Here is a 17831-nt window from a genome sequence, read left to right on the forward strand (position 1 = left end):
CTTGCGCGACATGGTCCAGGGGTCCGATTGAACGCCGCCGACAGCAACGAGCCGCAGGCACGCGGCACGCAACGGGCGCCGCTGCGCGAGCACGTGGCGAATTCCGTGCGCCGCTACATCCGCGACCTCGACGGCTGCGATGCGGAAAACCTGTACGGCATCGCCCTGCGCGAGCTCGAGATCCCGCTGTTCGTGGAAGTGCTCAACCACTGCGAAGGCAACCAGAGCCGCGCCGCCGCCATGCTCGGCATCCACCGCGCGACCCTGCGCCGCAAACTGCGCGACTACGGGATCGTCTGATCCCCGCAACGCCGGGGCGGGTCGTCGGCGCGCCGTATAATCGGGGCCTCTCCGCTGCCCCCACGTGCAATGACCACCGATCGCCTGCCCCTGCGCCGGGCCCTGCTGTCCGTGTCCGACAAGACCGGCCTGGTTGAACTCGCCAAGGCCCTTGCGGCGCGCGGCGTCGAGCTGCTCTCCACCGGCGGCACCGCCCGCACCCTGCGCGAGGCCGGCCTCGAGGTGCGCGACGTCTCGGACGCCACCGGCTTCCCGGAAATGATGGACGGCCGGGTCAAGACCCTGCATCCGGTGGTGCACGGCGGCCTGCTCGGTCGCGCCGGCGTCGACGATGCGGTGATGGCCGAGCACGGCATCGGCGCCATCGACCTGCTGGTGCTGAACCTCTATCCCTTCGAGTCGGTCACCGCCCAGGCGGACTGCACGCTCGCCGACGCGGTCGAGAACATCGACATCGGCGGCCCGGCGATGCTGCGCTCGGCGGCGAAGAACTTCGCGCGCGTGGCGGTAGCGACCGATCCGGCGCAGTACGCCGGCATCGCCGACGAACTGGACGCGCACGACGGTACGCTGTCCGCGGCCACCCGCTTCGCACTCTCGGTGGCGGCGTTCAACCGCGTGGCGCAGTACGACGCGGCCATCGGCAACTACCTGTCGGCGATCGGCGACGCGACCGCGGACGTGCCGGCGCGCGCCGAATTCCCGGCGCAGATGGGCACCGCATTCGTGAAGGTGATGGACCTGCGCTACGGCGAGAACCCGCACCAGTCCGGCGCCTTCTACCGCGACATGTATCCGGTGCCCGGCACGCTGGCCACCTTCACCCAGCTGCAGGGCAAGGAGCTCAGCTACAACAACCTCGCCGACGCCGATTCGGCCTGGGAGTGCGTGCGCCAGTTCGACGCGCCCGCCTGCGTGATCGTGAAGCACGCCAACCCCTGCGGCGTGGCCACCGCAGCGGGCTGCGGCGAGGCCTACGAGCGCGCATATGCCACCGACCCGACCTCGGCATTCGGCGGCATCCTCGCATTCAACACCACGCTGGACGCGGCCACGGCGAAGGCGATCCTGGACCGCCAGTTCGTCGAGGTGCTGATCGCGCCGGACTACGAGTCAGGGGCGCTCGAGTACTGCGCGAAGAAGGCCAACGTGCGCGTGCTGCGCATCCCGCACGGCGAGGGCATGAACAGTTACGACAGCAAGCGCATCGGCTCCGGCCTGCTGCTGCAGTCGTCGGACAACCGAGGCATGACGGCGGGCGAACTGAAGCAGGTGACCAGGCGCGCGCCCACCGAGGCCGAACTGCGCGACCTGCTGTTCGCCTGGCGCGTGGCCAAGTACGTGAAGTCCAACGCCATCGTATACGCGAAGGACAGCGCCACCGTCGGCGTCGGCGCCGGGCAGATGAGTCGCGTGTACTCCGCTCGCATCGCCGGCATCAAGGCCGCGGACGCGGGCCTGGTGGTGCCCGGATCGGTGATGGCGTCCGATGCGTTCTTCCCCTTCCGCGACGGCCTGGATGCCGCCGGCGAGGCGGGCATCCGAGCGGTGATCCAGCCGGGTGGTTCGATGCGCGATGCGGAGGTGATTGCCGCCGCCGACGAGCATGGCATCGCGATGGTGTTCACCGGCGTCAGACACTTCAGGCATTGATTCCCGGCTGCGCCTGGCATCGATCCCGAAGTTCGCTGCGTGAACTCCGGGCCCCGCCCTGCGCTGCCACACCTCCATTCGAACAGGTTTTCCAGCAGGCGGGCTGAAGACATGAAAATCCTTGTGATCGGTTCGGGCGGGCGCGAGCACGCGCTGGCGTGGAGGCTGGCGCAGTCGCCGCGGGTGTCCGAGGTGCTGGTCGCGCCGGGCAATGCCGGCACCGCGACCGAGGCCGGCTGCCGCAACGTCGAGGTGAATGCGACCGACATCGATGCGCTGCTGGCGCTGGCCCGCGACCAGGGCGTGGCCTTCACCGTGGTCGGGCCCGAGGCGCCGCTGGTGGCGGGCATCGTCGACCGCTTCCAGGCCGAGGGCCAGCGCATCTTCGGGCCGTCCGCCGTGGCCGCCCAGCTGGAGGGCAGCAAGGCCTTCGCCAAGGACTTCCTTGCCGGGCACGGCATCCCGACCGCGCACTACGCGGTGTTCACCGAGGTCGAGCCCGCACTGGTGCACCTGCGCGAGGCCGGCGCGCCGATCGTGGTCAAGGCCGATGGCCTGGCCGCGGGCAAGGGCGTGATCGTGGCGATGACGCTGGACGAAGCCGAGGACGCGGTGCGCGACATGCTCGGCGGCAACGCCTTTGGCGAAGCCGGCGCGCGCGTGGTGATCGAGGAATTCCTTGACGGCGAGGAAGCCAGCTTCATCGCCATGGTGGACGGTCGCACCGCGCTGCCCATGGCCACCAGCCAGGACCACAAGCGCGTCGGCGACGGTGACATCGGCCCCAACACCGGCGGCATGGGCGCGTATTCGCCGGCACCGGTGGTCACGCCCGAGGTGCACGCGCGGATCATGCGCGAGGTCATCGAACCGACCGTCGCGGGCATGGCCGCCGACGGCGTGCCGTTCACCGGATTCCTCTATGCCGGCCTGATGATCGACGCCGACGGCGCGCCGAAGGTCATCGAATTCAACGTGCGCTTCGGCGACCCGGAAACGCAGCCGATCATGATGCGCCTGCGCTCGGACTTCGCCACGCTCGTCGAAGCCGGGATCGACGGGGTGCTGGCGGGCGTCGAAGCCGACTGGGATCCGCGTCCGGCCCTGGGCGTGGTGATGGCCGCCGAGGGCTATCCCGACTCGCCACGGCTCGGCGACGCCATCGACGGAATCGCCCCTGTGGAGACCGCCGACACGAAGGTGTTCCACGCCGGCACCCGCCTCGTGGACGGACGCGCGGTGACCGCCGGTGGGCGCGTGCTCTGCGCCTGCGCACTGGGCGACAGCGTGTCCGATGCACAGGCGCGGGCCTATGCGGCCGTTACCGGCATCTCGTGGCGCGGGGGCTTCCATCGCCACGACATCGGCTGGCGGGCGGTGGAGCGCGAGCAAGGCTGAACGGCCAGTCCGCGGCGGTGCAGCGTTGCAGTGATGTCGCGTTGCCGTGCGTGTGCATGCGCTAGGCTCGTTCCACCTGTATTGCGACGGAAACTCCAGCCATGCCCCGACTCTCGATCCTCGAACTCGGCCGCGTGCGCGAGGGCGGCGACATCCGCACCGCGCTCGACGAAGCCCGCGAGCTCGCCCGCCAGGCCGAAGGCTGGGGCTACGAGCGCTTCTGGATCGCCGAGCACCACAACATGCCGGCGGTCAGCACCGCGGCGACCTCGCTGGTGATCGCGCACGTCGCCGGCGGCAGTTCGAAGATCCGCGTCGGCGCCGGCGGCATCATGCTGCCCAACCACGCGCCCTACGTGATCGCCGAACAGTTCGGGACGCTGGCCACGCTGTTCCCGGGACGCATCGACCTCGGCCTGGGCCGCGCGCCCGGCACCGACCAGGTCACCGTGCGCGCCCTGCGCCGCGACCCCGCAAGCAGCGACCGCTTCCCGCAGGACGTGCAGGAGCTCCAGGCCTGGCTGTCGCCGACGCGCCCCGGCCAGCGCGTGGAGGCCGTGCCCGGCTCGGGCACGGAAGTGCCGTTGTGGATCCTCGGTTCCAGCCTGTTCGGCGCCCAGCTCGCGGCAGAACTCGGTCTTCCCTTCGGCTTCGCCTCGCACTTCGCGCCGCAGATGCTGGACCAGGCGCTGTCGATCTACCGCAGCCGCTTCCAGCCCTCGGCACAGCTCGACACACCGTATGCGCTGGTGGGCGTCAACGTGATCGCGGCGCCGACCGATGACGAGGCGAAGTTCCTCGCCACCTCGCAGCAGATGTCGTTCGCCGGGATCTTCCGCGGCGCGCGCGACCTCACCAAGCCGCCGATCGACGACATCGAGCAGTACTGGACGCCGCAGGAAAAGGCCCAGGCCTCGCACATGCTGGCGCACAGCATCTACGGCGGCCCCGACACCGTGCGCGAAGGCCTGCGCGCGCTCACCGATCGCACCGCTGCAGACGAGCTCATGATCGTCTCCGACGTGTTCGACTTCGACCATCGCCTGCGCTCGTTCAAGGCGATATCCGAAATCGCCGCCACCCTCTAGAAACCAACGTTTCCCCCGCGGGAGCAGCTGTCTTTGCGGGAGCAGCTATAGCTGCGATCAATGTTTCACTGTCGCTACCCCCACAAGGACGTCGGTATCTGGCCCCACAGCAGCGACGGGCGGGGGCGATGGCCGGTTCCGCGGGCTTGCGCTAGGCTCGCCGCACACCGTCCGGGGTCCGCATGGCCTATTCCCAGTTCCAGCTGCTGCGCGAGCGGCGCTTCCTGCCCTTCTTCGCCGTGCAGGCACTGGGTGCCTTCAACGACAACGTCTACCGGCAGGCCATCATCGGCCTGCTGTTCTACCTGGGCGTGGACAGCGAGCAGCGCACGCTCTACACCAACCTCGCGCCGGCGCTGTTCATCGCGCCCTATTTCCTGTTTTCCGCCATCGCAGGCCAGTTCGCCGAGAAGCTGGAGAAGCAGCGCCTGATCGTGATCACCACGACGATGGAGATCGCGATCATGACCCTGGCCGGCATCGGCTTCCTGCTCGGCAACATGCCGCTGCTGCTGGTCGCACTGTTCGCCACCGGCATGCAGTCGACGCTGTTCGGGCCGGTGAAATACTCGATCCTGCCGGCGGTGCTGAAGCCCGAGGAACTCACCGGCGGCAACGGCCTTGTGGAGATGGGCACCTCGCTGTCGATCCTCGCCGGCATGATCTACGGCGGGCTGGTCTTCCAGATCGCCGGCGCGTGGGGCGCGGAAGCGGCCGCGGCCTCGGTGATCGCGCTGGCGGTCATCGGCAACGTGGTCGCACGCACGATCCCGCGCGTCGATGCGGGTGCGCCCGGGCTCAAGGTCAACTGGAACCCTGTACCGGAGTCGGTCCGCATCTGGAAGCTGACCCGGCGCACGCTGGCGGTGCGCAACGCGATCCTCGGTGTCTCCTGGTTCTGGTTCGTGGGAACCGTGCTGACCGCGCAGCTGCCGAACTACGCCGAGCTGCACCTCGGCGCCGCCGAGCGCTCGACCAGCCTGTACATCTTCGGCCTTGCGCTGTTCTCGGTCGGCGTCGGCACCGGCTCGCTGCTGTGCGAAAAGCTCTCCGCGCGCACGGTCGAGATCGGCCTGGTGCCGCTGGGCGCGCTGGGCATCAGTGCCTTCATGCTGGACCTCTACTTCGCGCGCAGCGGGCTGGCGCCACAGGTGGGACTCGATATCGCCGGCTTCCTCGCCGGCGACCACGGCTGGCGCATCGCGATCGACCTCACCGGCATCGGCTTCTCCTGCGGCCTGTTCATCGTGCCGCTGTTCGCGTTGATCCAGAGCCGCACGCCAAAGCACGAGATGGCACGCGTGTTCGCCGGGCTCAACATCCAGAATTCGGCCTTCATCGTCACTGCGGCGGTCACGGGGCTGGTGCTGCAACAGGTGCTGGGCTGGAGCATTCCCGAGGTTTTCCTGGCGGTGGCGATCGCCAACCTGCTGGTCACGACGTGGATCTTCACCATCGTGCCCGAGTTCGCGATGCGCTTTGTCAGCTGGCTGCTCGTGCGCACCCTGTACCGCCTGGAGCTGCACGGCATCGAGCGCCACGTGCCCGACGAGGGCCCGGCGCTCCTGGTCTGCAACCACGTCAGCTACATGGACGCGCTGATCCTCGCGGCGAGCATCCCGCGGCCGGTGCGCTTCGTCATGTACTACCGGATCTTCCAGATCCCGGTGATGCGATGGATCTTCAAGGCCGCCGGCGCGATCCCGATCGCGAGCCCGAAGGAGGACGCGGCGATGATGCAGCGCGCGTTCGACGGCATCGACGCGGCACTCGCCGAGGGCGAGCTGGTGTTGATCTTCCCGGAAGGCCGGCTGACGTCGGATGGCGGGATTGCGCGGTTCAAATCGGGCGTCGAACGCATCCTCGAACGCCGTCCGGTGCCGGTGGTCCCGATGGCCCTGCGCGGGATGTGGAGCAGCATGTGGAGCCGGCGCAGCCCGTCGGCTGCAAGCGGGCGCCTTGGCCTCATGCGGGTGCCGCGCCGCTTCCGCGCCCACGTCGCGGTCATCGCCGGCGCGCCGGTTCCCGGACGCGAAGCCGACGCCGCGATGCTGGAAGCGAGGGTGCGCGCACTGCGCGGCGACCATCCCTGACGGTCAGTTGACCCAGCCGGCGACGACGAACAGGGCCAGCAGGGCGAGCCAGGCGAGGAGGACGCGCCACACCAGGGACATGGCGTCGCGCATGGCCTGGTCCAGCGGGGCATCGAGCACCGTGGCCATGGGCGCCGCCATCGGCGGCACCCCGGCGTGGCCGGGTTCGATACCGGATCCTGCACCGCGCTCGACGCCAGCCTCCACCGAGCCGGCCTCGCGGACCGCGTCGTCAAGCTCACGACGCACGCTCGCGCGCCCGGCCGCGGCCAGCACGTCGACCCCCTGCGCAAGGCCGATGCCGCCGGCGGCCTTCCAGGCCGACACCACCACGTCGAAGTTGCCCACCAGCGCCAGCGACAGCGCCATCAACTGCGCCACCGGCCAGTCCAGCAGCACCAGCAGCCGGCGCGCGCCCTCCACCGTGCCGGCCGGCAGGTACAGCGCAGGCTCGTCCTCGGCGGCGATCGCCACCAGCCGGTACAGCAGGGCGCCCACCGCGCCCAGGACCACGAACCAGAACAGCACGCCGAACCAGCGCCTCAGCGCGGCGATGAAGACGCGGCCGATCTCGTCTCCGGCGTCGGCCGCGCCGGCCGCGGCCGGCGGCCGCAGGCGTGCAAGCGCTTCGCGGCGCTCGGCGGAATCCTCCGCATCGACTACCGCGGCCACGTCGACATCAAGATCCCGCGGGCCCCAGGCGTAGAACACCACGCCCACGCCGAACACCAGCGCCGGCAGCCCGAACGCCACGCCGTGCAGCAGCCACTGCAGGAAACCGACCGCCAGCACTACCGGGACCAGCGCCAACAGCAGGCCCCAGCGCCCGCGCCAGAACGCGTCCTCGCGGAAGCGACCATCCAGCCAGCGCAGCAGGGCGCGATACCAGCCGTCGTCGCGGACGGCGGCGGCAAACCAGGGCGCCAGGTGGCCGAGCACCAGGGCTACCACGACCGCGAACAGAGTCGGAAACATGCCCTGATTCTAGCGCCAGCCGGCGACGGCGGCCGCCGTCACCCGCGGCCGTGCCAGCGCTCGATCAGCCAGCGCGAGATCGAGATGGTCGGCGACAGCAGCAGCCCATCCGGGCCGGACTCGTCGCGCAGCGCTGCGCCGACTTCGTCACGCGTGAACCAGCGCGCATCCTCGAGCTCGTCGCTCAGGCACTGGGGCACGTCCGGTGCGGCTTCAGCCTCGAAGCCCAGCATCAGCGACGACGGGAACGGCCACGGCTGCGACGCCAGGTAGCGGCAGCCCAGCACGCGCACCCCGGATTCCTCGTGCACCTCGCGCACCACCGTCTGCTCCAGCGACTCGCCCGGTTCGACGAAGCCCGCCAGCACCGAATAGCGCCGCGGCGCCCAGCCGGGCCCGCGACCGAGCAGCAGGCGATCGCCATCGCTCACCGCGACGATCATCGCCGGATCGGTGCGCGGGTAGTGCTCGAGTCCGCAGCCGCCGCAACATCCAAGCCAACCCGCGCGCCGGTACTCCAGCGCCGCGCCGCAGGCCCCGCAGTAGCGGTGCCGCGCGCGCCAGTGCAACACCGCGCGCGCCTGGGCGAAGGCGGTGGCCTCGAAATCCGGCCATTGCGCGGCCGCGCTGCGCAGGTCGACGCAGAGCGGCGGCGCCATGGCTGCGGCACCGGGCGTGTCCGCGACCCCGCGCGCAGCGGGGTCATGGGCATCTTCCGCGCGCACCGCGAACCAGCCCTCGTCGCCACGCAAACCCAGGAACAGGGCCGCGTCGGGCCCGTCGGCAAAATCGATCGCGGGCGGCGCGAGCAGCGAACCATCGGCCGTCGCCCACGCGCGTCCCTCCGCATCGAGCACGAGCGCGCGCCCGGTAGCCCACAGGCGGGCGAGGGCCTCGTTGTCGTCACGGATGTTCTCGGCGCGATCCAGCGGCGCCTCGACGAAGGCGAACGGCGCCGCGCGCCGCGGGCTCATGCGGTGAAGCTGCTGCCGCAGCCGCAAGTCGACTTCGCGTTCGGATTGCGGATGGTGAACTGCGCGCCGTGCAGGCTTTCGACATAGTCAACCGCAGCGCCCATCAGGTACTGCAGGCTCAGCGGGTCGACCAGCAGCGTCACGCCGTCGGTCGCCACGGCGAGGTCGTCGTCGCCCTGCTCTTCGTCGAACTCGAAGCCGTACTGGAAGCCCGAGCAGCCGCCGCCCTGGATATAGACGCGCAGCTTGAGGGCGTCGTTGCCCTCTTCGGCGATCAGTTCGCGAACCTTGGCCGCGGCCGACGGGGTGAACTCCAGCGGGCGGTCGAGCGACTGGTAGCCGGGGGCGGAAAGATCGATGGTGGTGCTCATGCCATCAAGCATGGGGGGTGGGGCCGTGGGCTTCAAGCATCCGGCGCGGAACGTGGCGTCGCCGCGGTGGCCTCGGCCCAGGTGAAGGACTGTTCGACCGCCTGGCCGCGCGGCGGTGCCAGGCGCACGATCACGCGCAGCGGCTTGAAATCCCCCGGCAACATCAGGTCGCCGTCGACCTGCTGGAAATACTTGAATGAATACTCCACGCCCGGTGCGTCGTCGAGCTGGCGCAGCGCGGTCCAGTCCAGGCGCTCCAGGCTGTCGTTGCGCGAACCCTCGACCTCGATCGTCAGCTCGCCGCTGCTGACCGCGGCCCGGTTCAGGGTCTGGGTCAGGGTGGCGGTGAAGTGCCAGGCGCCCTCGCCCTGCGACTGCAGTCGGAGGCCGTGCACGGTCAGGCCGCGACGCTGGCTGGTGCTGCCGACCAGGCGCTCGTAGAAGGCCACGTCCGCGCGCAGGGCGGAGATTTCCTCGTCGCGCTCGGCCAGCGCGATCTGCAGGTCGCCGTTGGCCTCGCGGCTGACCTGGTCCGAACGCGCGAGCGTGGCGACCTCCTGGCGCAGGGCCTCGGCCTCGCTGCGGAGCGCGGTATCGTCGCCGCGGCCGGCGCTGACCGAGACCGTCCAGGCACCCCAGATGCCGAACAGCAGGCAGGCCACGAGCACCGCCATCAGGACCATGTGCGCGCGCGGGTACGGGTGTTCGGGCGGGGGCGTGTCGGGCATCCCCGCATGGTAACGCCCGCGCCTGAGCGCCGGGCGAACGTGGCCACGCATATACTTCGCGCCATCGCAGTCCACCACCGTCCCGGGGAGCGCGGCCATGTCGGAAGCCCAACTGTTTGCCGCCGGCGTGCTGCTTGCATGGCTGGCCGGCGTCCGCGTCTACCTGACCGTGTTCGGCGTCGGCGTGGCCGGCGCGCTGGGCTGGCTGGAGCTGCCCGCGGCGCTCGAGGTCACCGCGTCACCCTGGGTGCTGGGGATTTCCGGCGTCCTGGCGCTGGTCGAATTCTTCGCCGACAAGATCCCCGGCGTCGACTCCGGCTGGGACCTTCTGCAGACGCTGGCGCGGGTGCCGGCGGGCGCCTTCCTGGCCGCGGCCGCGCTCTCGCCCGATGGCGACCTGTCGGCCGGGATGCTCGCCACCGGTGCCGGCGTCGCCCTCGGCAGCCATGCGCTCAAGGCCGGCAGCCGGGTGCTGATCAATGCATCTCCCGAGCCGCTCAGCAACTGGGGGGCCTCGGCGACCGAGGACGTCGCCACGATCGGCCTGCTCGCGTTGGCCCTGGCCAACCCGCTGCTGGCCCTGGGGATCGCGCTGGCACTGAGCCTGCTGCTCGCCCTGGGCCTGTGGTGGGTCTGGCGCCGGCTGTTCGGGCGCCGGTCCGCGGCCGTGGCGGGCCGGGCGCGACCGGCATCGCAGGACCGCGGAGGCGGTTCGTTGTAGGCTTGGCGATTCGGGGGGAGCGCAAGGTGCGCTGCACCTCCGTCCCTGCCCACGGAGGGCTCCCGCAGTGAGCGCAGCACCCGGCACACGGACCGCAGCGGACACGGGCCAGGCAGCGACCCTGCCCGGTGGTGCCGTGCGCGCCGAATTCCCGCCGGCCGGCTACTGGCGCCGCTGGTGCGAAGATGCCGCGCCGCCCGTGGCCGTGCACGCCGATGCGTCCCCGGTCGAGCTTCCGCCTCCCGCGGTCACGCCCCCGGTCGCCGCCGACGGCAGCCCCGAGGCGCCCTATCGCGTGCTGGTGGTGGAGGACGACCTCAGCCAGGCCCTGTTCGCCGAAAGCGTGCTCAGCGGCGCCGGCATGCAGGCCGCTGTGGTCTCGGTGGCCACCGAGGTGATGGCATCGCTCGGGACCTTCCGCCCGGACCTTGTGCTGATGGACCTGCACATGCCCGGCATGGACGGCGTGGAGCTGACCAACCTCATCCGCCTGGATCCCGCCTACGGCCACGTGCCGATCGTCTTCCTGACCGGCGACCCGGACCCGGAGCGCCAGCTCGAAGTGCTCGAGGTGGGCGCCGACGACTTCCTCACCAAGCCGGTTCGGCCGCGGCACCTGATCGCCGCGGTGCAGAGCCGCGTGCGCCGCGCGCGCATGCTGCAGCGCGAGCGCAGCGGCGGCGGCCGCCACCCGGTCACCGGCCTGTTCACGCGTTCGCACATGCTGCAGCGCCTGAACTCGATGATCCCCGGCGACGGCAAGGGCGCGCTGTTCATGGTCGAGATCGCGGGCATCGGCGTGCTCCGCGACCGCTACGGCTATACCGGGCTGGAACAGCTGCTCACCGATGCCGCCGCCCGGATCGGCGAAGCCGCGTCCGGCCACGCGGTGTCGCGCCTGAGCGACAGCATCTACCTGATCCACGCCGCCGAGCTCGAACCCGCGCAACTGCCCGAAAGCGCGCGTGCGCTGCGCGACGCGCTCGGCCGCGAAGGCTTCAGCGCGAACGACGAACCGGTGCGCCTGCGCGCCTTCGTCGGCTACACCACCCTGGCCCACGCCTATGGCGACGCGAGCAGCGCGCTGGCCGCCGCCGAACGCGCCCTGCGCGAGGCCCGCGCCCAGCCCACCGCCGTCGCCGGCTACCAGCCGCCGCGCCAGCGCGACCACGACCAGGCCATGGCCGAATCCGTGCGCCGGGCGCTGGCCGACAACCGCTTCGAACTCGCCTTCCAGCCGGTGGTGGCGGTGGCCGGCGGCGACGAGGCCCAGTTCCAGACGCTGCTCCGGATGCGCGACACCGGCGGCAAGCTGCAGGCCGCGGCCGACTTCCTGCCCGCCGCCGATGCCGCCGACCTGATGCACGACATCGATGCCCGCGTGCTGGAACTCGCGGTGACGGTGCTGCACCAGCGCGTGGCCGAGGGCCGGCCGGTGCGCCTGTTCGTGTCGCAGTCGGCGCGCAGCCTGGCGCGCGACGGCCACGCCGACCACGTGCTGGGCATGCTTGCCGCCTATGGCGTGGAGGGCGCGCGGATCGTGATCGACGTGCGCCAGGACGAAGCGCTGATCCACGCCCTGGCCCTGCGCGAATTCTGCGACACCATGGTGCCGGCGGGGGTGCAGCTGTGCCTGGGCCAGTACCAGTCCGGCCGCGAGGCCGACGCCCTGCTCGCCCAGTTGCCGCTGGGCTACGTGCGGCTGGCGTCGCGCTATTCGCAGAAGCTCGACGACCCGGCCGTGCGCGATGAAATGCGCCAGGCGATCGAGCGCGCGCACCGCCTGGGCCTGTGCGTCATCGGCCAGCAGGTGGAGGATCCGCAGGCCGCCGCGACGCTCTGGATCAGCGGCGTCGACTTCATCCAGGGCAACCTGGTGCAGCAGGCCGCGGGAGAAATGGACTTCGACTTCCACCACTCGGTGCTCTGAGATGCTGACACGCGGACGACCCTCGGCAATGATGCTGCGCTGGCTGGCGCTGGGCGCGGCTGCCGGCGCCACGCTTTCCCTGGTGCTGGACGCCCTCGGGCTGGCCGGGCCCTGGCAACATGCGGCGCTGGTGCTGGTGCTGCTGGTGCTGTTCACGGTGATCGCCATCCACGTCAGCGTGCGCAAGCGCGACCAGGAAATGGACGAAGCCGAGGAGCGCGCGCGCCGCGACGAGGCGGTGATGGAGCAGCTGCAGGCGCAGATCGAACAGCACGCGCAGCTCGAAACCCAGATGCGCCAGGCCAAGCAAGCCGCGGAATCGGCGGTGATGGCCAAGGGCGAGTTCCTGGCCACGATGAGCCACGAGATCCGCACCCCGCTCAACGGCATCGTGCCGATGCTGGACCTGCTGATGCACGCGCGCCTGGCGCCCGACCACGCCGAGCTGGTGCGCACCGCCTACACCTCGTCGCAGCAGATGCTGCGCATCGTCGACGACATCCTCGACTACTCCAAGCTCGAGGCCGACAAGCTCGAACTCGAGAGCACCGGCTTCAACCTGCGCGAACTGCTCGATGGCGTCATGCAGCTCATGGACCGGCCGGCGCAGGGCAAGGGCCTGCGCATGAGCCTCAGCATCGACCCGGCCGTGCGCCTGGCCGTGCGCGGCGATCCGGTGCGCCTGCGCCAGGTGCTGGGCAACCTGGTCTCGAACGCGGTGAAGTTCACCGAGCGCGGCTCGGTCACGGTGAGCGTGCGCCGCAACGGCGAGACCGCGGCCCAGCACCAGCTGCGCTTCGAAGTGCGCGATACCGGCATCGGCATCCCGGCCAGTTCGCAGGCGCGCCTGTTCCAGGCCTTCAGCCAGGCCGACGCATCGACCACCCGCCTGTACGGCGGCACCGGGCTGGGGCTGGCGATTTCCAAGCGCATCGTCGACCTGATGGGCGGCCGCATCGGCGTGGAATCCGAGCAGGGCCACGGCGCCACGTTCTGGTTCGAGATCCCGCTGCTCAAGGCCGCCGGCGACATGCCCACCGTGGCCGAGGACAACTCGGCGCGCGGACGCCTGCTGCTGCTCAGCGGTGATCCGCGCCTGCGCCTGCGGCTGTCGATGCTGCTGCCCAACTGGGGGCTGCGCATGAGCGCGGTCGAAACCACCCAGGAAGCCCTCGACCGCCTGCGCGCGGCGGCGAACCAGGGCGCGCCCTGGGCCTATTCCCTCGTGCTGGCGGACCTTGCCGGCATGCGCAGCACCGCGGTGGCCCTGCACCGCAACCTCGGCCGCCAGGCCGTCTACGGCGACCTCAAGCTCGTCTGCCTGTACGGGGACGATCCGGTGCCCGATGAACTGCAACGCAGCGTCACCCTCCTCAGCCGGCAGTCCCCCGACGCCGACCTCCGTGCCGCCCTCCTGGGCGGGAACGCCTTACAGGCACCGGACCACGTCAGGGAACCCCTCTCCATGGCCAACGCCATCGCATCCTCATTGCCCTCGGCTCCAATGCGCGCCGCGCGCGTGCTGCTGGTCGAAGACAACCCCGTGAACCTGATGGTGGGCCAGCGCCTGCTGTCTGTGCTCGGCATCACCTGCGACACCGCCAGCAACGGCGAAGCCGCGCTGCTGCGCATGGAGGCGTCGCGCTACGACGTCGTGCTGATGGATTGCCAGATGCCGGTGATGGACGGCTACACCGCCACCCGTCGCTGGCGCGAGATCGAACAGGACGCCGGCGACGGCCGCCACGTGCCGATCATCGCGATGACAGCCAACGCAATGGCCGGCGACCGCCAGAAGTGCCTGGACGCCGGCATGGACGACTACCTGGCCAAGCCGGTGACCCGCAGTGAGCTGGAGCGGACGCTGGCGCGCTGGTGGAACGCCGAAACGGCGGCGGCCGCTGCCCAGCGCGAAGCCTACGACGTGGATCCCGAGACCGGCGACATGATCGGCCGCGACGCCGGGGCCTATGCCGCCGATGCGGAGATCGAGGTCGTGGACGGGATCCCCCCCGTCGCCGGACCCGACGACGGCACGGAGGTGCATGGCTTGGCGGCAAGCCCGGCTGCGCCCCCGATTGCGGCTGCACCCGCGATCGCCGCCACTCCGGTCCCGCCAGCGCCGCGGCCCACGGTCCCGCCGCCCACGCTGCCGCCGGTACTCGACCACGAGATCCTCGAAGAGCTGCGCGCCATGCTCGGCGGCGACCTCGACCACCTGATCGACGTCTTCCTGGCCGACACCCCGCGCCTGGTCGGCACCCTTGAGCAGGCGGCCACAGGACCCGACTACGACGCGCTGCGCGACGCCGCGCATTCGCTGAAGTCATCCAGCGCCAACCTGGGCGCGATGTCGCTGTCGGCCGCGGCCAAGCGCGTCGAGCTGGGCGCCCGCGAGCGCCTGCTCGAGCGCCCCGCCGTGGCGGTGGCGCTGGTGGCCAACGAGTTCAACCGGGCCCGCGCGGCGCTGAAGGCGGCGAGCGCGGCGCAGGCGTAGGAGTCACCCGGACTCCTCCTGCCATGGCAGGCACCTGGCCTTCAGCGGCACCAGGTCTTGCGCCTGCCCCGGGGCGATCTCAGCCGCCCATCTTCGACTGCAGGTAGTTCTGCTCGCCGACGCGGTTGATCAGGTCGAGCTGGGTCTCGATCCAGTCGACGTGCTCTTCCTCGGAATCGAGGATGTCCTTGAACAGGCGGCCGCTGGTGTAGTCCTTGATGCCGTCGCAGTACTCGATCGCCTCGCGCAGCAGCGGCAGGCCGTCAAGTTCGAGCGCCAGGTCGCACTCCAGGATCTCGCGCGGCGACTCGCCCACGCGCAGCTTGCCCAGCGCCTGGAAGTTCGGCAGCCCCTCGAGGAACAGGATGCGGTCCGCCAGCTGGTCGGCGTGCTTCATCTCGTCGATCGATTCCTCGTACTCGTGCTTGGCGAGGTCTTCGAGGCCCCAGTTCTTCAGCATCTTGGCGTGCAGGAAGTACTGGTTGATCGCGGTGAGTTCGTTGTAGAGCGCCTTGTTGAGGAACTCGATGACCCTGGGGTCGCCCTTCATGGCATGTCTCCGGCTGGCGTGGGGAATGATCCTGACGACTCTAGCGCCAACGATCCCCATGTGCCGGAACGCGAATCGTGATCATCCCCACCTTCATCCGGGGGGGGCCGATGCGTAGGCCTCAGGCGGCGTTGGCCAGCGGGAGGATCTGCAGGACCATGCGCGACGCGGCCTCGTCTTCCAGCAGCGCCACCGCGGTATCCACGCAGCTGCCACAGCAGGCGCCGGCGCCGGTGCGCATGGTGAGCTCGGTCATGCTGCCGCAGCCTGCGGCCGCGGCCTCGCGGATCTGGTGGTCGGTAACCCCGTTGCAGACACAGACGTACACGGCGGACTCACGGTTCATGGGACGAACCGATTGTCGTTCCATATGAGAATGATTGTCAATCCTGAACGAGGCGCGTTCTCGTCGGCGATGTCGGCCGCCCTCGCCCGCGCTGGGCTTCCAGGCTGATCGTCGGCACCGCCCCGGGCCCGGCCACCTGGCGCGCGAACGGCGCCAGATGTTGCAGCGCCCGCGTATAGACACCGCGCTTGAAGTTCACCACGTGTTCGAGCGGATACCAGAAATCGACCCACCGCCAGTGGTCGAACTCCGGCGTGTCGGTCAGGTCCAGGCGCAGGTCGGCGTCCGCGCCGGTGAAGCGCAGCAGGTACCAGACCTGCTTCTGGCCGATGCACACCAGCCTGTCGTTGCGCCGGATCGCGCGCGGCGGCAGCCGATAGCGCAGCCAGCCCGGCGTGGCGCCCAGCACGTCGACATGGCGGGCCTGCAGCCCGGTCTCTTCCGCGAGCTCCCGGTACATGGCCTCGAGCGGGGTCTCGTCGGAATTCATCCCGCCCTGCGGGAACTGCCAGCCGTCACGGCGCACCCGGCGCGCCCAGAACACGCGGCCGTCCGGATGCATCAGAACGATGCCGACATTGGGTCTATAGCCGTCCGGATCGATCACGATGCGGACTCCTGAGGTCTTTCGACGCTTACAGCGTCACTGCGACCGACTCTGCCACGGGGCGCCGGAGGGGACAAGCCGGGCCGGGGGATTTGACGTCGGAGCCAGCCAAGTGGACAATTGCCGGCTCGCCACGCGCTGCGTGCGGGGCCAATGGCTATGTAGCTCAGCTGGTTAGAGCACGGCACTCATAATGCCGGGGTCGGTGGTTCGAGTCCACCCATAGCCACCATGTTGTCCAGTCAAATCAACCAGTTGGACGATCAAAGCCCGCCTTCGATGCGGGCTTTTTTGTGGCTCTTCGCCCGGGTGCCGGATCACGCGCAGGGAGGCGGTTCCATAACGCGTGAGGAAGCGGGCTGGACATCTGGCCGCGCCGCGTTCGATGCCGTCCGGAAGCATCAGCGGGCTGGCCTCAACCTTGGCAGCACGTCCCCAAGCGGCAGCGCATGCACCGTGCCGCGGTGGCCTCGCATGGTCCGTGCCCGGAACATGGAGTTGACGATGGCTTCCTCGGTCGCCTCGGCCACGGCTTCGAACAGCGGCGTCATCGCGTCGTTGGGCAGCAGCTCGACCGCGTGCCGCGGATCGCCCAGCGCCCTACGCACGGACGCCGCCGTGGAGAATGCGATCACGTAATCGCCCGAGCCGTTGCTCATGTCGCCACCGGTCCGGCCCATGCCGATCAGCGCGCGCGCCGCGAGCCTCCGCAGCAGGCGTGCATCAAGCGGGGCATCGGTGGCGACGACGATCATGATGCTGCCGTCGCCATCGCCCGGCGGCTGCTCTCCGTTGACCGCGGCTGCGAGCGCATCGGGCTGCAGGTCGTCCAACGCCACGCCCCGGATGGTCAGCCGGCCACCGAAATTGCTCTGCACCAGCACGCCCACGACGTAACCGCCATCGGCCGCCGGCAATCTGCGCGAGCTGGTGCCGATGCCGCCCTTCCAACCGAAGGCGACGGTTCCCGTTCCGGCGCCGACCGCGCCCTCATCGGCGTTGTCCGTCGAGGCCGACTCCAACGCCGCCCGGACATGTCCGGGCTGGATCGCGCGTGCGCGGATGTCGTTGAGGAAGCCGTCATTGGTTTCACCGACGACGGGGTTCAGCGACCTGACGTCCTGCATCCCCGGGCCGGCCAGCTGCCACTCCACCAGTGCGTCCGCCGCGCGCCATACGCCGAGCGTACCGGTCAGGAGGATCGGGGTTTCCAGCTCCCCAAGCTCCTCGACCTGGGTCACGCCGACCAGCTTGCCGTAGCCGTTCCCGACCACGACGGCGGCGGGGACGCGCTCGCGGTAGAGGTCGCCCGGGTGCGGAAGGATCGCCGTGACCCCGGTGCGCAAGGCATCGCCTTCGATCACGGTGGCGTGCCCGACCGCCACGCCGGGCACGTCGACAATGGCGTTGCGGGGCCCGGGTTCCTGCACGCCGATCACGACACCGGCGTCGCGCGCCCTTGGACGCTCGGGGGCCACGCCGCCCTCGGCGGCATGCACCCAGCCTGCGAGGACCAGTACCGCCGCCGGCACCAACTGGATCCACGCTGCCCTCTTCATCCATCCCTCGCACAGTCGGTGATGCCGAGGCGGCATGATAT

Annotated in this window: 16 protein-coding genes and 1 tRNA gene; 9 read left to right on the forward strand and 8 right to left on the reverse strand. The window is 70.3% G+C overall.

Annotated elements, in window-relative coordinates:
* Positions 1-27 precede the first annotated feature (27 nt).
* From fis to WCE39_RS03485, 5 genes are all read left to right on the forward strand, one after another.
* Positions 28-300 carry a DNA-binding transcriptional regulator Fis gene (gene fis, locus WCE39_RS03465; RefSeq protein ID WP_343275322.1) on the forward strand — a complete coding sequence of 91 codons (273 nt, stop codon included), beginning with the start codon at positions 28-30 and terminating at the stop codon, positions 298-300.
* A 69-nt stretch (positions 301-369) separates the two neighbouring features.
* Positions 370-1953 (forward strand): bifunctional phosphoribosylaminoimidazolecarboxamide formyltransferase/IMP cyclohydrolase, encoded by a 1584-nt coding sequence (gene purH / locus WCE39_RS03470; protein WP_343275323.1) that lies wholly within the window; start codon positions 370-372, stop codon positions 1951-1953.
* A 111-nt stretch (positions 1954-2064) separates the two neighbouring features.
* The gene (gene purD / locus WCE39_RS03475; RefSeq protein WP_343275324.1) at positions 2065-3351 is read left to right on the forward strand and encodes a phosphoribosylamine--glycine ligase; all 1287 of its coding nucleotides are present in this window, start codon (positions 2065-2067) and stop codon (positions 3349-3351) included.
* A gap of 101 nt (positions 3352-3452) precedes the next feature.
* Positions 3453-4439 carry an LLM class flavin-dependent oxidoreductase gene (locus tag WCE39_RS03480; protein ID WP_343275325.1) on the forward strand — a complete coding sequence of 329 codons (987 nt, stop codon included), beginning with the start codon at positions 3453-3455 and terminating at the stop codon, positions 4437-4439.
* Between the two features lie 182 nt (positions 4440-4621).
* Complete coding sequence (locus WCE39_RS03485; protein ID WP_343275326.1) at positions 4622-6532, forward strand: MFS transporter; 1911 nt, start codon at positions 4622-4624, stop codon at positions 6530-6532.
* Between the two features lie 3 nt (positions 6533-6535).
* Here the strand turns inward: WCE39_RS03485 and WCE39_RS03490 are convergent, their stop codons facing one another.
* Genes WCE39_RS03490 through WCE39_RS03505 form a run of 4 tightly spaced genes read right to left on the reverse strand, consistent with a single transcriptional unit; the run spans position 6536 to position 9580 of the window.
* Complete coding sequence (locus WCE39_RS03490) at positions 6536-7507, reverse strand: hypothetical protein (protein WP_343275327.1); 972 nt, start codon at positions 7505-7507, stop codon at positions 6536-6538.
* A gap of 38 nt (positions 7508-7545) precedes the next feature.
* Positions 7546-8481 (reverse strand): NAD(+) diphosphatase, encoded by a 936-nt coding sequence (nudC, locus tag WCE39_RS03495; protein ID WP_343275328.1) that lies wholly within the window; start codon positions 8479-8481, stop codon positions 7546-7548.
* Positions 8478-8852, reverse strand: coding sequence for an iron-sulfur cluster insertion protein ErpA (gene erpA, locus WCE39_RS03500; protein WP_343255788.1), 375 nt, complete (start codon positions 8850-8852; stop codon positions 8478-8480). The genes nudC and erpA overlap by 4 nt, the downstream gene beginning before the upstream one ends.
* Before the next feature lie 32 nt (positions 8853-8884).
* Positions 8885-9580, reverse strand: coding sequence for a DUF6776 family protein (locus WCE39_RS03505; protein ID WP_343275329.1), 696 nt, complete (start codon positions 9578-9580; stop codon positions 8885-8887).
* A gap of 97 nt (positions 9581-9677) precedes the next feature.
* Between WCE39_RS03505 and WCE39_RS03510 the strand changes: the two genes are divergently transcribed.
* The 3 genes from WCE39_RS03510 (at position 9678) to WCE39_RS03520 (ending at position 14728) form a co-directional block, all read left to right on the forward strand.
* The gene (locus WCE39_RS03510; protein WP_343275330.1) at positions 9678-10301 is read left to right on the forward strand and encodes a DUF4126 domain-containing protein; all 624 of its coding nucleotides are present in this window, start codon (positions 9678-9680) and stop codon (positions 10299-10301) included.
* Positions 10302-10368: 67 nt separating this feature from the next.
* Positions 10369-12231 (forward strand): EAL domain-containing protein, encoded by a 1863-nt coding sequence (locus tag WCE39_RS03515; protein WP_343275331.1) that lies wholly within the window; start codon positions 10369-10371, stop codon positions 12229-12231.
* A gap of 28 nt (positions 12232-12259) precedes the next feature.
* Positions 12260-14728, forward strand: coding sequence for an ATP-binding protein (locus WCE39_RS03520; protein ID WP_452299558.1), 2469 nt, complete (start codon positions 12260-12262; stop codon positions 14726-14728).
* A gap of 79 nt (positions 14729-14807) precedes the next feature.
* Here WCE39_RS03520 and bfr read toward each other — a convergent pair whose 3' ends face one another.
* From bfr to WCE39_RS03535, 3 genes are all read right to left on the reverse strand, one after another.
* Positions 14808-15278, reverse strand: a complete 471-nt coding sequence (bfr, locus tag WCE39_RS03525; RefSeq protein ID WP_343275332.1) for a bacterioferritin — start codon at positions 15276-15278, stop codon at positions 14808-14810.
* A gap of 121 nt (positions 15279-15399) precedes the next feature.
* Positions 15400-15606, reverse strand: a complete 207-nt coding sequence (locus WCE39_RS03530) for a (2Fe-2S)-binding protein (RefSeq protein WP_343275432.1) — start codon at positions 15604-15606, stop codon at positions 15400-15402.
* A 55-nt stretch (positions 15607-15661) separates the two neighbouring features.
* Positions 15662-16231 carry an RNA pyrophosphohydrolase gene (locus WCE39_RS03535; protein WP_449283929.1) on the reverse strand — a complete coding sequence of 190 codons (570 nt, stop codon included), beginning with the start codon at positions 16229-16231 and terminating at the stop codon, positions 15662-15664.
* A gap of 155 nt (positions 16232-16386) precedes the next feature.
* On the opposite strand from WCE39_RS03535, the gene WCE39_RS03540 reads away from it, so the two are divergent.
* A tRNA-Met gene (locus tag WCE39_RS03540) sits at positions 16387-16463 on the forward strand.
* A 169-nt stretch (positions 16464-16632) separates the two neighbouring features.
* Here WCE39_RS03540 and WCE39_RS03545 read toward each other — a convergent pair.
* A complete protein-coding gene (locus WCE39_RS03545) occupies positions 16633-17790 on the reverse strand; it encodes a P1 family peptidase (RefSeq protein ID WP_343275333.1) in 1158 nt (385 codons plus the stop codon).
* Between the last annotated feature and the right edge of the window lie 41 nt (positions 17791-17831).

Origin of the sequence: Luteimonas yanweni, from assembly GCF_039548475.1 — a bacterium.
Classification (GTDB): domain Bacteria; phylum Pseudomonadota; class Gammaproteobacteria; order Xanthomonadales; family Xanthomonadaceae; genus Luteimonas.

Excerpts from the sequence above, each read along its gene's own strand:
- purH (WP_343275323.1), top strand. The coding sequence starts at position 370 with ATGACCACCGATCGCCTGCCCCTGCGCCGGGCCCTGCTGTCCGTGTCC.
- purD (WP_343275324.1), top strand. The coding sequence starts at position 2,065 with ATGAAAATCCTTGTGATCGGTTCGGGCGGGCGCGAGCACGCGCTGGCG.
- WCE39_RS03480 (WP_343275325.1), top strand. The coding sequence starts at position 3,453 with ATGCCCCGACTCTCGATCCTCGAACTCGGCCGCGTGCGCGAGGGCGGC.
- WCE39_RS03485 (WP_343275326.1), top strand. The coding sequence starts at position 4,622 with ATGGCCTATTCCCAGTTCCAGCTGCTGCGCGAGCGGCGCTTCCTGCCC.
- WCE39_RS03490 (WP_343275327.1), bottom strand. The coding sequence starts at position 7,507 with ATGTTTCCGACTCTGTTCGCGGTCGTGGTAGCCCTGGTGCTCGGCCAC.
- nudC (WP_343275328.1), bottom strand. The coding sequence starts at position 8,481 with ATGAGCCCGCGGCGCGCGGCGCCGTTCGCCTTCGTCGAGGCGCCGCTG.
- erpA (WP_343255788.1), bottom strand. The coding sequence starts at position 8,852 with ATGAGCACCACCATCGATCTTTCCGCCCCCGGCTACCAGTCGCTCGAC.
- WCE39_RS03505 (WP_343275329.1), bottom strand. The coding sequence starts at position 9,580 with ATGCCCGACACGCCCCCGCCCGAACACCCGTACCCGCGCGCGCACATG.
- WCE39_RS03510 (WP_343275330.1), top strand. The coding sequence starts at position 9,678 with ATGTCGGAAGCCCAACTGTTTGCCGCCGGCGTGCTGCTTGCATGGCTG.
- WCE39_RS03520 (WP_452299558.1), top strand. The coding sequence starts at position 12,260 with ATGATGCTGCGCTGGCTGGCGCTGGGCGCGGCTGCCGGCGCCACGCTT.
- bfr (WP_343275332.1), bottom strand. The coding sequence starts at position 15,278 with ATGAAGGGCGACCCCAGGGTCATCGAGTTCCTCAACAAGGCGCTCTAC.
- WCE39_RS03545 (WP_343275333.1), bottom strand. The coding sequence starts at position 17,790 with ATGAAGAGGGCAGCGTGGATCCAGTTGGTGCCGGCGGCGGTACTGGTC.